General features: G+C 67.5%; 15 protein-coding genes. 10 read left to right on the top strand and 5 right to left on the bottom strand.

All coding sequences use genetic code 11. The features are described from left to right. Positions 1-63: 63 nt before the first annotated feature. The 5 genes from DR046_RS18325 to DR046_RS18305 all read right to left on the bottom strand — a co-directional run bounded on the left by DR046_RS18325 (position 64) and on the right by DR046_RS18305 (position 6499). Positions 64-1182, bottom strand: a complete 1119-nt coding sequence (locus DR046_RS18325; protein WP_115383831.1) for an ABC transporter ATP-binding protein — start codon at positions 1180-1182, stop codon at positions 64-66. A gap of 66 nt (positions 1183-1248) precedes the next feature. After that, positions 1249-2901: an alpha-glucosidase gene (locus DR046_RS18320; protein ID WP_115383830.1), complete on the bottom strand. Its 1653-nt coding sequence runs from the start codon at positions 2899-2901 to the stop codon at positions 1249-1251. 8 nt (positions 2902-2909) lie between these two features. Then, positions 2910-4055, bottom strand: a complete 1146-nt coding sequence (locus tag DR046_RS18315; protein WP_115383829.1) for a carbohydrate ABC transporter permease — start codon at positions 4053-4055, stop codon at positions 2910-2912. A gap of 1 nt (position 4056) precedes the next feature. Further along, positions 4057-5034 (bottom strand): carbohydrate ABC transporter permease, encoded by a 978-nt coding sequence (locus tag DR046_RS18310; protein ID WP_115383828.1) that lies wholly within the window; start codon positions 5032-5034, stop codon positions 4057-4059. A gap of 109 nt (positions 5035-5143) precedes the next feature. Next, entirely contained in the window at positions 5144-6499 is a 1356-nt protein-coding gene (locus DR046_RS18305) for an ABC transporter substrate-binding protein (RefSeq protein ID WP_115383827.1), read from the bottom strand. Positions 6500-6716: 217 nt separating this feature from the next. Here DR046_RS18305 and DR046_RS18300 point away from each other — a divergent pair, with 217 nt between their 5' ends. The 10 genes from DR046_RS18300 to DR046_RS18255 all read left to right on the top strand — a co-directional run bounded on the left by DR046_RS18300 (position 6717) and on the right by DR046_RS18255 (position 15170). After that, positions 6717-7760: a LacI family DNA-binding transcriptional regulator gene (locus DR046_RS18300; protein ID WP_115383826.1), complete on the top strand. Its 1044-nt coding sequence runs from the start codon at positions 6717-6719 to the stop codon at positions 7758-7760. Further along, positions 7757-9094 (top strand): GH1 family beta-glucosidase, encoded by a 1338-nt coding sequence (locus tag DR046_RS18295; protein WP_115383825.1) that lies wholly within the window; start codon positions 7757-7759, stop codon positions 9092-9094. The genes DR046_RS18300 and DR046_RS18295 overlap by 4 nt, the downstream gene beginning before the upstream one ends. Before the next feature lie 35 nt (positions 9095-9129). Continuing rightward, positions 9130-10086: a glucokinase gene (locus DR046_RS18290; protein WP_167767174.1), complete on the top strand. Its 957-nt coding sequence runs from the start codon at positions 9130-9132 to the stop codon at positions 10084-10086. Between the two features lie 95 nt (positions 10087-10181). Beyond that, the gene (locus DR046_RS18285) at positions 10182-10469 is read left to right on the top strand and encodes an STAS domain-containing protein (RefSeq protein ID WP_115383823.1); all 288 of its coding nucleotides are present in this window, start codon (positions 10182-10184) and stop codon (positions 10467-10469) included. After that, a complete protein-coding gene (locus DR046_RS18280) occupies positions 10469-10840 on the top strand; it encodes a response regulator (protein WP_115383822.1) in 372 nt (123 codons plus the stop codon). The genes DR046_RS18285 and DR046_RS18280 overlap by 1 nt, the downstream gene beginning before the upstream one ends. Before the next feature lie 8 nt (positions 10841-10848). After that, positions 10849-13080 (top strand): chemotaxis protein CheA, encoded by a 2232-nt coding sequence (locus DR046_RS18275; protein ID WP_209313615.1) that lies wholly within the window; start codon positions 10849-10851, stop codon positions 13078-13080. Beyond that, positions 13080-13583, top strand: a complete 504-nt coding sequence (locus DR046_RS18270; protein WP_115383820.1) for a chemotaxis protein CheW — start codon at positions 13080-13082, stop codon at positions 13581-13583. Before DR046_RS18275 ends, DR046_RS18270 begins: the two co-directional genes overlap by 1 nt. Continuing rightward, complete coding sequence (locus DR046_RS18265) at positions 13580-14419, top strand: CheR family methyltransferase (protein ID WP_115383819.1); 840 nt, start codon at positions 13580-13582, stop codon at positions 14417-14419. Before DR046_RS18270 ends, DR046_RS18265 begins: the two co-directional genes overlap by 4 nt. Then, positions 14410-14796, top strand: a complete 387-nt coding sequence (locus tag DR046_RS18260; protein ID WP_115383818.1) for a response regulator — start codon at positions 14410-14412, stop codon at positions 14794-14796. Before DR046_RS18265 ends, DR046_RS18260 begins: the two co-directional genes overlap by 10 nt. After that, on the top strand, positions 14793-15170 hold the full coding sequence (locus DR046_RS18255) for a DUF8776 family protein (protein ID WP_115383817.1): 378 nt from the start codon (positions 14793-14795) through the stop codon (positions 15168-15170). The genes DR046_RS18260 and DR046_RS18255 overlap by 4 nt, the downstream gene beginning before the upstream one ends. Positions 15171-15449: the final 279 nt, after the last annotated feature.

The following is a 15449-nucleotide window of genomic DNA, read 5'->3' as shown; positions in this document are numbered from 1 at the left end:
ACTCGTCTCCGCAACTGCACTGCGTGCGAGGATGCCGGACTTTCCGGGCGAAACCGTGACCGATCAGCGATAGAGCAGCGACACTCCGTTTCTGAAGACGTGCACCTTCGACGGATCGGCAGTCAGGGCGAAACGCTGGTTGCGCAGGTTCGGTTGGATGCCGGGCAGCTTGGCGATGACCGGATCGGACTCCGGGGTTGCCCGCTTGAAGTAGAGCAGCGTGACCTCGCCCAGCCGCTCCTCGACCTCGACCTCGCCGGCATAGGCGTAGTCGTCGGTCTCGGCGGCGATGGCGTCCTCGGGGCGGATGCCGATATTGACCTTGGCGCCCTTGTCCTCGGGTTTCGACGGCACGGCCGAGCGGATCGTGCCGTTGCCCCGGTCGGTGCGGATCACGGTCGTCTCGCCGGTCTCGACGATCTCGCCAGACAGCAGGTTCATCGCGGGCGAACCGATGAACCTCGCGACGAACTCACTGTTGGGCGTCTCGTAGAGTTCCAGCGGGGTGCCGACCTGGCCGATAGAGTACTTGTGGCCGTTGTTCTTGAGCGCATCGAGCACGACGATCCGCGTGGCGAGCGTCATCGCCTCGACCTGGTCGTGGGTGACGTAGATCATGGTCGAGTCGGGCATCTGCTCCTTCAACTGCGCGATCTCGATCCGGGTCGCGACGCGCAGCGCGGCGTCGAGGTTCGAGAGCGGCTCGTCAAAGAGATAGACCTTCGGGTCGCGCACGATGGCGCGGCCGATGGCGACGCGCTGGCGCTGGCCGCCCGACAGGGCCTTGGGCAGTCGGTCGAGATATTCCGTCAGCTGCAGCTTCTTCGCGGCGGCATCGACCGAGCGCTCGATCTCCTCCTTCGACTTGCCGGCGATCTTCAGCGCGAAGGCCATGTTCTCGCGCACCGTCATGTGCGGATAGAGCGCGTAGGACTGGAACACCATCGCGATGCCGCGCTCGGACGGGGGGACGTCGTTGACGACCTCTCCGTCGATCTCGAGCGTGCCGCCCGAGATCTTCTCGAGCCCCGCGATCATCCGCAGCAGCGTGGACTTGCCGCAGCCCGAGGGCCCGACGAAGACGATCAGCTCGCCCTTCTGGATGTCCAGGTCGATGTCCTTCAGGACCTCGACCTGGCCGCCATAGACCTTGCTCACGTCGGTCAGTTTCAGGTTCGCCATCGGGTTGTTCCTCCCTCGATCTCTTTTGTCGCGCGGCGTCTCTCCTCCGAGGCGGCGCCGTTTCGTTCACATGCTCTTGAGTAGTGTATAGTGCCAAGGGCCGAGACGCATGCCCCCTCCGCCGAGAACGCGGCCCGGATCGGTGCCGCCGACGCCCGGCATGAAGGCCCAGATGCCATCCGGCGGGTGCAGCGAGGCCGTCTCGCTGCCCAGGTTGAAGGCGCAGAACCAGCGTTCCCCGTCCAGTTCGCGCACGAAGTGCAGCAGGTCGCCCTCGGCCTGCATGTCGGTCTGCGCGCCCTGGCGCAGGGCCGGCGAGCCGTTCCGGAGCGCGATGATCCGGCGGTAATGGTGCAGCAGCGCGTCGTCCCGCGCCTCCTGCAGGCCGACGGCGCGGCCGAGATGCTCGGCGGCCGTGGGCAGCCATGGCCTGGCGGTCGAGAAGCCGCCGTTCACGTTCGACGCCTCCCAGACCATCGGCGTGCGGCAGCCGTCGCGGCCGACATATTCGGGCCAGAACTCGATTCCGTAGGGATCGCGCAGGTCCTCGTAGGCGACGCGCGCCTCGGTCAGGCCCAGCTCCTCGCCCTGGTAGAGGCAGACCGAGCCCCGCAGGCACTGCAGCAGCGTCGCGTAGCAGCGCGCGCCCTGCTCATCGAGGTTCCAGCGGCTGACATGACGGGTCACGTCGTGGTTCGACAGCGCCCAGCAGGCCCAGCCCTCGGGGGCCGCGGCTTCCATGTGCCTGAAGACCTCGGTGACGCGACGGGCGGTCAGCCCGCTGCCCGACAGGAAGTCGAAGGCGTAGCACATCTGCACCCCCTGCCCCTTGCGGGTATACTGACCCAGAAGCTCCATCCCGTATTGCGCGTCTCCGACCTCGCCCACGGCGGCGGTGCCGGGGTATTCGTCGAGCAGGTCGCGGAAGCGCTTCAGGAAGACGAGGTTCTCGGGCTGGTTCTTGGAATGGAGGTGTTCCTGATAGTTGTAGGGGTTCACCGCGGGCGCGATCTGGGCGTTGCGCTTTTCGGGCGGCAGCGGAGGATTGTCGCGCAGGTGTCTGTCGGCAAAATAGAAGTTGATGACGTCGAGGCGGAAGCCATCGACGCCCCGGTCCAGCCAGAACCGCGCCACGTCCAGAAGCGCATCCTGCACCTCGGCGGAGTGGAAATTGAGGTCCGGCTGGGTCGTCAGGAAATTGTGCAGGAAGTACTGCATCCGCCGCGGGTCCCAGTGCCAGGCGGTCCCGCCGAAGATGCTGAGCCAGTTGTTGGGCGGCGTGCCGTCCGGCTTGGCATCGGCCCAGACATACCAGTCTGCCTTGGCGTTGGTCCGGCTCGACCGGCTTTCCTGGAACCAGCAATGCTGGTCCGAGGAATGCGACAGCACGAGGTCTATCATGATCCGAAGGCCCAGCCGATGCGCCGCGGCGACCAGCCGGTCGAAATCCGCAAGCGTGCCGAACATCGGATCGACGTCGCGATAGTCCGACACATCGTAGCCGAAATCGCGCATCGGCGAGGTGAAGAACGGGCTGATCCAGATCGCGTCGACGCCGAGCGAGGCGATATAGGGCAGACGCTCGGTGATCCCGTTCAGGTCGCCGATCCCGTCGCCGGACGTGTCCTGGAAGGAGCGGGGATAGACCTGGTAGATCACGCCCCCCCGCCACCAGTCGAGATCGGCGTCGGGGGAGAGTTGGCTGGCGATCGCGGACATGCAGGCCCTTACTTCACCGAGCCGGCGAGCAGGCCGCGCACGAGGTAGCGCTGCATCGTGAAGAACACCAGCAGCGGCACCGCGATCGACACGAAGGCCGCCGCCGCCAGGATGCCCCAGTCGCCGCCCCGCGACCCGAGCAGGTCGTCGGCGATCTTCACCGTCATCACCCAACTCTCGGAGTTCGAGGGCAGGAAGACCTTGGCCACCAGCAGGTCGTTCCAGGTCCACAGGAACTGGAAGATCGCGAAACTGGCGAGCGCCGGGAAGCTGAGCGGCAGCACGATCTTGGTGAAGACCTGGAAGTCGGTCGCCCCGTCGACCTTCGCGCTCTCGATGATGTCGCGGGGCAGGCCGACCATGTAGTTCCGCAACAGATAGACCGCGAGCGGCAGGCCGAAGCCGGTATGGGCGAACCATATCCCGTAGAAGGACTGCCCGATCCCGATCTCGTTGTGGAAGGTCAGCATGGGCACCAGCGCAAGCTGCAACGGCACGACCAGCAGGCCGACGACGATGGCGATCAACGTCCCCCGGAACGGAAAGTCCATCCAGGCCAGCGCATAGGCGGCGAAGGCGGCGATCAGGATCGGGATGATCGTCGCCGGGATCGTCACCGTCAGCGTGTTGATGAAAGCCACGTCCATCCCCGCGCTGGTCAGGATCGTCTCGTAGTTCTCGGTCGAGAAGCTGGGCGGGACCGAGGTGGCGAAGTAGATGGTCGGATTGCGGCTCGGCTGCTCCTCGTCGGGATCGACATAGCGGAAGTTGCCGTCCGCCTCGACGGTCAGCGTGCGCCCGCGGACCAGCTCTCCGGTCTCGCCCGGCTCGAAGGCCGTGGGGTCGGCGCGCATGCCGCCGAAGGCCGTGACCGTGCCGGAGCCTTCGGCGCCGAAGACATTGCCCTCCAGCACCCAGCCCTCGGGAGTCTGCACGAACTCGCCCTCGGCGCCGGCGGCGAAGTTCTGCTCGGTCGCGAAGGGCGCGTTCCACCAGCCCGAGGAGCTGATGGCGTCACGGTCGCGGAAGGACGACACCAGCAGGCCGATCGTCGGGATCAGCCAGAGCACGACCAGGAAGACCACCGAAAGGTTGGTGACGATCTTCAGTCCTGACGTCTCGCCGGCGATGCCGTCATCGTTTGCAGCGGCCATGTCAGCGCACCTCCTTGCGGGCTTGCACGATGTTCCAGATCATCACCGGAAGCACGATGATCATGATGACGAAGGCGACCGCCGTCGCGCGTCCGTCGTCGCGGAACATGTATTCCATCATGTAGCTGGGCAGGATCTGGGTGCCGAAATTGCCCCCGGTCATCGTGTAGACGATGTCGAAGACCTTCAGCACGAGGATGGTGATCGTCGTCCAGACGACGACGATGGTCCCCATGATCTGCGGGATCTTGATCTTGAAGAAGATCTGCGTCGGGCTCGCCCCGTCGATGATCGCGGCCTCGATCGTCTCTTCCGGGATGCCGCGCAGCGCGGCCGAGAGGATGACCATGGCGAAGCCGGTCTGGATCCAGACGAGGATGAACATCAGCAGGAAGTTGTTCCAGAACGTCACCTGAAGCGGGTCGAGCGCCTCGAAGCCCATCGAGGCGCGGATCGCGTTGACGATGCCGATCTCGGGATCGACCGCGTAGACGAACTTCCAGATCAGCGATGCGCCCACGAAGGAGATGGCCATCGGCATGAAGATCAGGGACTTGGCGATGTTGCCCCAGCTCAGCCGGTCGGTCAGCTGCGCGACCAGGAGGCCGAGGAAGGTCGCGGCGGCGGGCACGAACAGGACCCAGAGGAAGTTGTTGAACAGCGCCTGCCGGAATTCCCCGTCGCCCATCAGCAGCGCGTAGTTCCCGAGACCCACGAAGTCCGTCCCAGCCCGGTTGAACAGAGAACGGTAGAACGAGCCGAAGACCGGGTAGACGAGATAGAGGCCGAGCGCGAGGATCGCCGGCAGCATGAACAGCCAGGGCCGTATCGCGTTCGCACGATTGATGTTGCGCCCCGCGTCCTTGCCCTTCGGCGGAAAGATGTAGCGGTCGAGCACATAGTTCGACGTCCAGAAGTAGCCGATGCACCCGCCGACGCCGATTATGACGGTCAGGATGCCCTGCAAGAGCGGTGACATGGACGGTCCTCCCATGTGCGAAGTCGGTGATGGACCGGACGGGGCCCCTCCTCCCCGGCCTGTCCTGTGAAAAGGCCCGCCCCCGGTAGGGGGCGGGCCGTTCGCGGCTTCAGTTCAGGGTCTGCCAGCGTTCCTGGATGGTGGTCGCGACATCCGAGGCCTCGGCCCCGGTGACGTAGTCAACCATCCCGGTCCAGAAGGCGCCTGCGCCGATCTCGCCAGGCATCAGGTCCGAAGCATCGAAGCGGAAGGTCGTCGCCCCGCGCAGGATCTCGCCCTGCGCGCGCAGGCTGTCCTCGGAATAGGCCTCGGGGTTGACGCCCGCATGGGCCGTCAGGAATCCGCCCTGCGCCATCCAGAGCTCGTGCGCGAGAGGCAGCTTGAGGAACTCGAGGAAGGCCTCGGCGCTCTCGGACGGGTTGGTGATGGCGAAGAGCGTGCCCGCGCCCAGCACCGGAGAGCCTAGATCCTCGCCCTCGTAGGCCGGGAAGTAGAAGAAGTCGACGTCCTCGCCCACCTCGGTCCCGTCAGGGAAGAAGGCCGGGATGAACGACGCCTGACGGTGCATGTAGCAGTCGGGCGGGATCGCGAAGAGGCCCGTCGGGCTGTCGCGGAAGTCGGTGGAGGCCACCGCCTGCGCGCCGCCGGACACGTACTCGTCGTTCTTCGCGAAATAGCCGAATTCCTCGATGGCGTTTACCACCTCGGGGGCGTCGAAGGGGATCTCGTTGGCGACCCACTGGTCGTAGACCTCCGGCGGCTGGGTGCGCAGCATCAGGTCCTCGACCCAGTCGGTCGCGGGCCAGCCCGTCGCCGCGCCGGAGCCAAGGCCGATGCACCAGGGGGTGCCGCCGTCCTCGACGATCTGGTCGGTGAGCGCCTTCAGTTCCTCCATCGACTGCGGGATGTCGTAGCCCATCTCGTCGAAGGCGGCGGGCGAATACCACACGAGCGACTTCAGGTCGACGCGGTAGAACATGCCGTAGAGAGCCTCCTCGCCCTCCGGACCCTCGTAGGTCGCAAGGTCGACCCAGGAGTCGCCGGCGGCGTAGTTCTCGGCGATCCAGGCGTCCAGCCCGTCCGGCAGCGGCGTCAGCAGGCCCTGTGACGCCATGTCGGCGGCCAGGCCCGGCTGCGGGAAGACCGCGAGGTTCGGAGCCGATCCGGCGCGGGCCGAGACGACGATGTCCTGCTCGAAGCTGTCCGAGCCGGAATAATTCACCTCGGCGCCGGTCGCGTCGGCGAAGAACGCCATGATCACGTCGAACTTGGCCTTCTCGTCACCGGTCCAGGGACCGGTCACAGTGAGGGACTGGCCGGTCAGGTCGGTCTCTTCGGCGAAGGCGTTGTAGGTGTCCCAGTCGAACGGACCTTCGCCCGGGGTGAAGGCGTCGGTATGTGCGTCGGCATAGGCGGCACCCGAAAGAAGCACCGCAATGGCGGTGCTGCTGGCAAGCTTCGTCATGTATCCTCCCAAGCGGCCTTTCGTGGCCGCAAAGTAAGGCCGGTTGATCCGGCGTTTCGCATTGCGGCCCGGTCGCATCCAAACCGCTTTGACAAGTCAAGACTTCAACTTGATGCTGTGGAAAGTCAATCGCCGAGGCGTCGATCCGCGCCGGCGATCCGTCGGCGGGGAGGAGCGCACCGGCGGGATGGAGCGGTCGCGTGGGAGGTGGGGGAGCGTGAACCTGAAGGAATTCGCCGGGATTCTCGGGCTTTCCCCGACGACGGTCAGCCGTGCGCTGGGCGGGTATCCGGAAGTCAGCGAGGAAACGCGCCGCAAGGTGACGGAGGCGGCAATCTCCCATGGCTACCGGCCGAATCGACGGGCCGCGTCACTGGCAACGGGCCGGGCGATGGCCATCGGCCACGTCATCCCGACGACTCTGAATCACGAGATGGTCAATCCGGTCTTCGCCGATTTCGTCGCCGGCGCGGGCGAGATCTACTCCCGCCAGAACTACGACCTGATCCTGTCCGTCGTCGCCGACGGCGACGAGGCACGGGCTTACCGCGGGCTCGCACAGGCAGGCAATGTCGACGGGCTGATCGTCCACGGCCCGCGCAGCGACGACCGGCGCTTCGACATCCTGCGCGACATCGGGCTGCCCTATGTCGTGCATGGCCGCTTGCCGGGCCATCAGACCGGCTACAGCTTCGTCGACATCGACAACCTCCGGGCCTTCCGCAAGGCGACCGACCTGCTGCTCGATCTCGGGCATCGGCGGATCGCCCTGCTCAACGGCCATCTGATGATGGACTTCGCCCGCCGCCGGCGCGACGGCTTCGCCTCGGCCATGGCCGGGCGGGGCATTCCGGTCGATCCCGCGCTTCTCTTCTTCGGGGAAATGTCCGAGGCGAACGGCCACCGCGCCGCACGCGACATGCTGACGCTCCGGGAGCCGCCGACGGCCTTCCTCGTCTCGTCGCTCATCATGGCGATCGGGGTGCGCCGCGCCATCCACGAGGCCGGGCTGCGCATGGGCGCCGACGTCTCGGTGGTGACCCATGACGACGTGTTGGGCTATCTCGGCAACGGCGAGGACCGGCCGATCTTCACGGCGACCCGATCCTCCGTCCGGGCGGCGGGGCGGCGCTGCGCCGAGATCCTGCTGGCACGGATCGCGCAGCCCGGGCTGGCCCCCGCGCAGGAAATCTGGGAATGCGACCTCGTCCAGGGGGCCTCGACCGGCCCCGCCCCAGACAATCGAGGACCGAGCCCATGACCGAGACCGAACCGCGCACCGCCTTCACCGTCCGGCGGTCCGACTTCCCCGAAGGCTTCGTCTTCGCGACCGCAACCTCGGCCTACCAGATCGAGGGCCACGCCTTCGGCGGCGCGGGCCGCACCCATTGGGACAGCTTCAGCGAGCAACCCGGCAAGGTCGCCCGCGGCGAGAACGGAGCCGTGGCCTGCGACCATTACCACCGCTGGGAAGAGGATCTGGACCTGATCGCGCAGGCGGGGTTCGACGGCTACCGCTTCTCGACCTCTTGGGCTCGGGTCATGCCCGACGGCGAGACGGTGAACCCCGAGGGGCTCGACTTCTACGACCGCCTCGTTGACGGGATGCTTGCGCGCGGGCTGAAGCCGATGGCCACGATGTACCACTGGGAGCTGCCCGAGACGCTGGCCCGGCGCGGCGGCTGGACCTCGCGCGAGATCCCCGAGCGCTTCGCGGAGTTCACCCGCACCGTCGCCGACCGCATCGGCGACCGGCTCTGGTCCGTCGCCCCGGTGAACGAGCCCTGGTGCGTCGCCTGGCTGTCGCACTACCTCGGCCAGCACGCGCCCGGGCTCACCGATCTCGGCGCGGCAGCCAAGGCGATGCACCATGTCTGCCTGGCCCACGGCCTGTCGGCGCAGGCCCTGCGCGCCGCTGGCGTCGGGAATGTCGGCGCGGTCTGCAACATGGAATGGGCCCTGCCCGCCAGCGACAGCCCCGAGGACGCGGCCGCCGCCGATCTCTACGACGCGATCTACTCGCGCTGGTTCGCGAGCGCCTTCAACAAGGGCGTCTATCCCGAGATCGTGCTCGACGGTCTGGCGCCCCACATGCCAGCGAACTGGCAGGACGATATGGCGGCCATCGCGCAGCCGCTCGACTGGTTCGGGATCAACTACTACACCTGCAGCCGCGTGGTTCGGACCGGAGGCGAGTGGCCGGCGCTCGATACCGTGCCGGGCCCGCTGCCCAAGACCGAGATGGGATGGGAAATAGCGCCGGAGGGGCTGGGCGTCCTGCTTCGCCGCACGGCCCAGGACTATACCGGCGACCTGCCGATCTACGTCACCGAGAACGGTCTTGCCCATGACGATCATGACCTGAGGCCCGATCATGGCCGGATCGACTATCTCGACCGCCATCTCGCGGTCGCGCGCGACGCCATCGCCGACGGCGTCCCGCTCGCGGGCTACACGATCTGGTCGCTGCTGGACAATTACGAGTGGGCTCTGGGATACGACAAGCGCTTCGGCCTCGTGCATGTCGATTTCGACACGCAGGCCAGGACGCCCAAGGCCAGCTATCACGGGCTCGCCCGCGCGCTGGCGGAATGATGCAGCGCGCCCCGCGCGCGACGACGGAGAGTGCCATGCCCGACGACCTCTATCTCCTCGCCGATGTCGGAGGCACCAACACCCGCGTCGCGCTCAGCCGCGGGCACAGGGTCCTGCCCGAGACGGTGCGCAAGTTCGCCAACCGGGACTTCGTGAACCTCGCCCCGGTGCTGCAGCACTACCGCGAGGAGCTTGTCGGCCCCGCCCCCGACGGCGCCTGCGTCTGTATCGCGGGACCGGTGGCCGATGGCGTCGGCAGCCTGACCAATCTCGACTGGTCCATCGACGAGGCCCGGCTCGCCGCCGCCACGGGGGCGACCACCTGCGCGATCCTCAACGACCTCCAGGCCCAGGGCTATGCGCTGGGCCACCTGCCCGCGGAGGCGACGCAAACGGTGATCGAGGCGCCGGCCAGATCCGGCGCGCGGCTCGTGATCGGCATCGGCACCGGCTTCAATGCGGCGCCGGTCCATGACACGCCGGCGGGCCGGATCGTCCCCGCCTGCGAGGCGGGGCACGCCAACCTGCCCATCCGCACCGAGGCCGAGATGCGCCTGTCGACCTTCGTCTCGACTGCCCACGGCTTCCCGGCCATCGAGGACGTTCTGTCGGGCCGGGGGCTGGAGCGGGTCTATCACTGGCTCTCGCACGAGGCGGGCGAGACGGCCGAGTTCTCCGCCGCCGAGATCATGGCCCGCGTCGAGAGCGATCCGCGCGCCGAGGCCGCGCTGCGCCAGTTCGTCCGCACGATGGGCACGGTCGCGGGCAACCTCGCGCTGTTCCACCTGCCCCTGGGCGGGGTCTACCTCGTCGGCGGGGTCGCGCGCTCGGTCGGGCCGTACCTGCAGCGGATGGGCTTTCCCGAGGCGTTCCGGGACAAGGGCCGCTTCTCCGGGTTCATGGCGAATTTCCCGGTCTCGCTGATCGTCGACGATTTCGCGGCGCTGACCGGCTGCGCGGCGTTTCTGTGGGAACGACGGACGGCAGGGTAACCGTTTGTTAGGAGCCATCGGGCTAAGCGGTCTGGACAGAGTTCCCCAGACCGGAGTCCCCGAAGGTGTCTACTTCCCCCGCTCCCCAGACCACAGTGGACGCTGGCCTGACCCTGGCGCCGCGTCAGGATCTCGGCGCCGCTCCCCGGCTGCGTGACTGGTTCCTCGCCCAGGATGGCGATGCGCGCATCGACGCCACCGCGGTCGAGATCGTCACCACCCCCGCGCTGCAGGTGCTGATCTCCGGCAGCGACATGATCCGGCGCAAGGGCCACCGCTTCGAGGTGGCCTGCCCCTCGGCGGCCTTCACGCGCTGCCTCGCCGATCTCGGCTGCACCCTCTCGCGCCTGACCGAGGGGCCGCGCCCCGAAGGGCGCGCGTGATGCACGTCCTGGCCATCGACGACAGCCGCACGATCCGTGACATGGTCCGCCTCACGCTGGAGCGGGAGGGCATTCGCTCGACCATGGCGGTCGATGGGATGGAGGGGCTGGAGATCCTGAAGGCGATGGACCCGCAGCCTGACGCGATCCTGACGGACGTGAACATGCCACGGCTCGACGGGTTCGGCTTCATCGAGGCGGTGCGCGCCCTCGACGTCTTCGCCGGCATCCCGATCCTGGTCCTGACGACCGAGGGCGCGAAGGAGCTGAAGCAGCGCGCGCGCAACGCCGGCGCGACCGGCTGGATCGTCAAGCCCTTCGACCCCGCGCGCCTCGTCGTCGCCCTGCGGACCGTGACGGGACTGCGCTGATGTCGAGCATGGACGAGATCCGCGCCACCTTCTTCGAGGAATGCACGGAACTTCTCGAGCAACTCGAGGGCGGCCTTCTCCGGCTGGAGGCAGGGGAGCAGGACGCGGACACCGTCGATGCGGTCTTTCGTGCGGTTCACTCGATAAAGGGCGGGGCGGGCGCCTTCCACCTGACCGACCTCATCTCCTTCTCGCACGAGTTCGAAACCGCGCTGGACGGGCTGCGAACAGGCGCGGTTGCGCTCGAGGCGTCCGTGGTGGCCACCCTCCTGCGCGCCTCCGACCGGCTGGGCGACCTCGTCGCCAAGGCTGCGGACGGCGAGGTGGGCGATCCGTCCATCCCCAAGGATCTGGCGGACCTCGCCGCGCGGGCCGCGAGCGGCGGCAGCGACGAGGACGATGATTTCGGCCTGCTCGACCTGCCCGCGATGGAGGAGGCGTTCACCGTCACGCGGATCGACATCGACTTGGACCCCGGCGGTCCGAACGCTCCACCATCCGGGGCCGCTCCCACGCCCTCTCCGATGAAGCCGGGTGGATACTGGGAGATCTGCTTCGAGCCGCTCCCCGACCTCTTCGCCAGCGGGAACGAGCCGCTCTATCTGTTCCGCGCATTGCACGTCATGGGGCGGCTCACGCCGCGGCTAATCGAGACGGATCTTCCGACGCTGGAGGAGCTCGATCCGAGCCAGCCCCGGGTCCGCTGGATCATCGATCTCGTGCCCTCCGCCCCCGACCTGACCGAGACCGAGATCGAGAGCGTCTTCGAATTCGCTCAGGATCTCTGCGTCTTCTCCATCGCTCACTGCGAACCTGAGGACCCGGAGCCCGGCGCACAGGGGACGGCCCTGCCGGCCAACGTGGCGGCTGGCAAGCCGGACCCGGCCGAGGCGCAGCTGTCCAGCGTGGCACCCGACGCGCCCTCGGCGCCGGCGGCCCTCGCGCCCGAGCCGAAGCCCGAGGCGGCGGCGGCCGGAAAGCAGCCCGACGGGGCCGCCCCGGATGGCAAGGCCAAGGGAGGGCTGTCAACCACGATCCGCGTCGATCTCGACAGGATCGACCGGCTCGTGAACCTGGTCGGGGAGCTGGTGATCTGCCAGGCGATGCTGACGCAGAGCGTCCTCAAGGACGGCCTTGGGACGAATTCCGACTCCGCCTCCGGACTCGACGACCTGCAGCAGCTCACGCGCGACATCCAGGACAGTGTCATGGCGATCCGGGCCCAGCCTGTCCGCTCGCTGTTCCAGCGCATGACCCGGATCGTGCGCGAGGCCGCGCAGATGACCGGCAAGGACATCAGGCTTGAAACCGAAGGCGAGGCGACCGAGATCGACAAGACCGTGGTCGAGCGGCTGTCGGACCCGCTGACCCACATGATCCGCAACTCGATCGATCACGGAATCGAGGCGCCGGACAGGCGTGTCGAACTGGGGAAGGATCGGGTCGGCGTAGTCCGCCTGTCCGCCCGCCAGCAATCCGACCGCGTCGTGATCGAGATCACCGATGACGGCCGCGGCATCGACCGCGAGCGCGTCCTCGCCCGTGCCATCGAGCGCGGCCTCGTCCCCGCGGACCGCCAGCTCGACCCCGCCGAGATCGATCGCCTGCTGTTCCTTCCCGGATTCTCGACGGCCGACGGCATCTCCAGCCTTTCCGGCCGCGGCGTTGGCATGGATGTGGTGCAGCGTGCGATCCGGGACCTGAACGGCACCATCACGACGCAGTCGGAACCCGGGAAGGGCTCTACCTTCTCCATCAGCCTGCCGCTGACTCTCGCCATCCTCGACGGCATGATCGTCCGTTCCGCGCAGCAGCGCATGGTCATCCCGCTCGCCGCCATCATCGAGACGCAGACGCTCGACTCGGCGCGGATCGAATCGATCTCGCCCACGCGCAGCGTCGTGATGCTGCAGGACCGCTTCGTTCCGCTGCTCGACCTCGCCGAAGGGATGGGATTCGCCCGGCCCGCTCGCGCCGAGGGCGCTCCCCCGGACGAGGACAGCGCCCTGCTCTTCGTGCAGCCGGACGATTTCGATGCCTATGCGTTGCGCGTCGACGCGATCGAGGCCCAGCGGCAGGTCGTCATCAAGGGCCTCGGCGAGAGCTTCGGACGCGTGCCCTGCGTGTCCGCCGCCACCATCCTCGGCGACGGGCAGGTCGCCCTCATCATCGATCCGGGCGGGCTCGCCCTCGCGGCAGAATCGATTCGTTCTCCCCTCCCGGCAGAGGTGCAGGCCTGATGACCATGGAAACCCTCGAAGCCCCGCCGCCCACCGGGGTGCCCCGCCGCGGCGACGGAATGGAGCTGCTGACCTTCCAATGCGGCGGCCGCGCCTTCGCGGTCGACATCATGGCCGTCCGCGAGATCCGCAGCTGGAGCGCGCCGACCCCCCTGCCCCACGCCCCCCCCTTCATGCTGGGGATGGTCAACCTGCGCGGCTCGGTCCTGCCGGTGATGGATCTCGCCGCACGCCTCGGCGAACGCCCCACGGCCGACAGCCCCCGCAACGTGATCATCGTGATCCAGCAGGGGATGCGGGTTCACGGCCTCCTCGTCGAGGCGGTGTCAGACATCGTCCACCCGGTGCCCGAGCAGCTTCAGGACGTGCCCAAGGTAACGTCCGACGAGGAGACTTCGATGGCCGAACGGCTGTTCGTCGTCGAGGACGCGATGGTGCAGATCCTGTCGATGGAACGGGTGCTGCCGGCGCTGCCCGGCCTGGCGGAGGACGCGCTGCAATGATCTCGCTTCCCGACAGCGCCTTCCGGAGGCTGAGCTCGCTCGCGCTCTCCGAGGCGGGGCTCGACCTGCAGGAGGGCAAGCGCCCCTTCGTCGCCTCACGCCTGCAGAAGCGGCTGCGCGCGATCGGGGCCGACAGCTTCGAGGCCTATGCCGCCTTCGTCGAGGGGACGGACCGCGCGGCCGAGGCGGAACGCCAGCATCTGATCTCGGCTCTGACGACAAACGTCACCAGTATCTTCCGCGAGAGGCATCATTTCACCCTTCTCGCCCGCGCGGTCGCGGAACTGGACCGCGGTCCGTCCGATCCGCTCCGCATCTGGTCTGCAGGCTGTTCCTCCGGCGAGGAAACATTGTCGATGGCGATGATCTGCCGAACGATTCTCGGCGCCGCGTGGACGGAGCACGTCCGTATCCTCGCGACCGACATCGACTATGCGATGCTGTCCCTGGCGGCCCATCAGCCGGAGGACCGGGATGTCGCGAAGGCCCTCAAGGCCGGCGCCGAAGCGGCCCTCGGTCCGCAGCTGGAGGTTCCCCGCGTCACCATAGCCGAGCTGCAGGCGGGGATTACGTATCTGCGCCACAGCCTGACCGAGCCCTTGCCCGTCAGTCGGCCGTTCGACGTCATCTTCTGCCGGAACGTGACGATCTACTTCACGCCGGAGATCCAGCGCTCCGTACAGGCATGGCTCATCGAGCGCCTGGCGGCGAGCGGGCTGCTCTGCCTCGGCCATTCGGAACGGCTGCATGTCGAGGCCTCGCAGATGCGGCTCGTCGCGCCGACCAGCTATGCCGGGAAGACGGCATCCTTTGCGGAGATGAACCCATGTCGGTGAGGAAAAGCCTCCGGATACTCGTTGTCGACGACATGTCGACGAGCCGCGGCCTGCTGCTGCAGGCGCTTGACAGTCTGGGCATCAGGAACGTCAGCTACGCGACGGACGGCAAGGACGCGATCCAGAAGGCGCGCACCCACCCGCCTCACCTCGTGCTGTCGGACCTCTACATGCCCGAAATGAACGGGCTCCAACTGCTGCAGCATCTCCGCCACGACCCGACGACCAGGCGCATCGGTTTCATCCTCATCACGGGGCGGAGCGACGAAAAGGTCATCAGGACGGGCAAGTCACTAGGTATGAACAATTTCCTGCCTAAACCCTTCACTGTGGCCGACATGAAGGCCACGATCGAGGCGGTGGTCGGCCGGCTATGACGGAGACGGGCTTCCAGAAGATGGCGGGGGCCGTCGGGTCGGAATGCCGTCGCCTCGCAGCCGCGATGGCGCAACTCGAGGACGGGCTGATCGCCTATGCCAGCGGCGACCTGCCCCGGGATGGGCTGATCACCGAGATGCAGGCGATCGACCAAACGCAACAGACGCTCGAGGACCTGGCGCGGATGCTCGACGTGCTCGCGGCCACGCCGACGGGCGCGGTCGGGCCGCCCGATTGCGCGCTTGCCGCAATCCGCCAGTCGGCGCTTCGCGAGCGCCTTTCCGATATGGTCGGCGGGACGGGGGGGAAGCGAAATGCGATGGGCCAGGAGGGGAAGACCACGCCGCAAGAAGAGAATGTCGAACTCTGGTGACAGTACGAGAGCGTGCCTCGCTACGGGCGATCGGGCCGTTTCCGCGAGGTCTCGGCTTGCAGCGGCAGCGTCCCGGGTGGTGGTGTAGGAGGCCGCGCGCGGAGCCTTCGGCGTAGCGCGGCGCGCGGCCGTGGGTGACGCTGGCGGTCATCGCCGAGCTTCGGAGAAGGTTCGGGTTGCGAGACCTGGAAGCTGAGACGGAGATGAGGATGACCGAAGAGAGACTGGCGCTGATCGAGCTGGTTGAGACGCAGGCGGACGGAGACCTCGTGCGCGAGA

This window comes from Jannaschia formosa (assembly GCF_003340555.1).
GTDB lineage: Bacteria > Pseudomonadota > Alphaproteobacteria > Rhodobacterales > Rhodobacteraceae > Jannaschia > Jannaschia formosa.
The sequence above is the reverse complement of the archived record's forward strand: the minus strand, read 5'-3'. Positions and strand labels throughout refer to the sequence as shown.

Bases quoted from the DNA above. Each gene is read 5' to 3' on its own strand.
- DR046_RS18280 (WP_115383822.1), top strand. From the start codon at position 10,469: ATGCACGTCCTGGCCATCGACGACAGCCGCACGATCCGTGACATGGTC.
- DR046_RS18270 (WP_115383820.1), top strand. From the start codon at position 13,080: ATGACCATGGAAACCCTCGAAGCCCCGCCGCCCACCGGGGTGCCCCGC.
- DR046_RS18275 (WP_209313615.1), top strand. From the start codon at position 10,849: ATGGACGAGATCCGCGCCACCTTCTTCGAGGAATGCACGGAACTTCTC.
- DR046_RS18305 (WP_115383827.1), bottom strand. From the start codon at position 6,499: ATGACGAAGCTTGCCAGCAGCACCGCCATTGCGGTGCTTCTTTCGGGT.
- DR046_RS18325 (WP_115383831.1), bottom strand. From the start codon at position 1,182: ATGGCGAACCTGAAACTGACCGACGTGAGCAAGGTCTATGGCGGCCAG.
- DR046_RS18255 (WP_115383817.1), top strand. From the start codon at position 14,793: ATGACGGAGACGGGCTTCCAGAAGATGGCGGGGGCCGTCGGGTCGGAA.
- DR046_RS18295 (WP_115383825.1), top strand. From the start codon at position 7,757: ATGACCGAGACCGAACCGCGCACCGCCTTCACCGTCCGGCGGTCCGAC.
- DR046_RS18260 (WP_115383818.1), top strand. From the start codon at position 14,410: ATGTCGGTGAGGAAAAGCCTCCGGATACTCGTTGTCGACGACATGTCG.
- DR046_RS18310 (WP_115383828.1), bottom strand. From the start codon at position 5,034: ATGTCACCGCTCTTGCAGGGCATCCTGACCGTCATAATCGGCGTCGGC.
- DR046_RS18265 (WP_115383819.1), top strand. From the start codon at position 13,580: ATGATCTCGCTTCCCGACAGCGCCTTCCGGAGGCTGAGCTCGCTCGCG.
- DR046_RS18315 (WP_115383829.1), bottom strand. From the start codon at position 4,055: ATGGCCGCTGCAAACGATGACGGCATCGCCGGCGAGACGTCAGGACTG.
- DR046_RS18320 (WP_115383830.1), bottom strand. From the start codon at position 2,901: ATGTCCGCGATCGCCAGCCAACTCTCCCCCGACGCCGATCTCGACTGG.
- DR046_RS18290 (WP_167767174.1), top strand. From the start codon at position 9,130: ATGCCCGACGACCTCTATCTCCTCGCCGATGTCGGAGGCACCAACACC.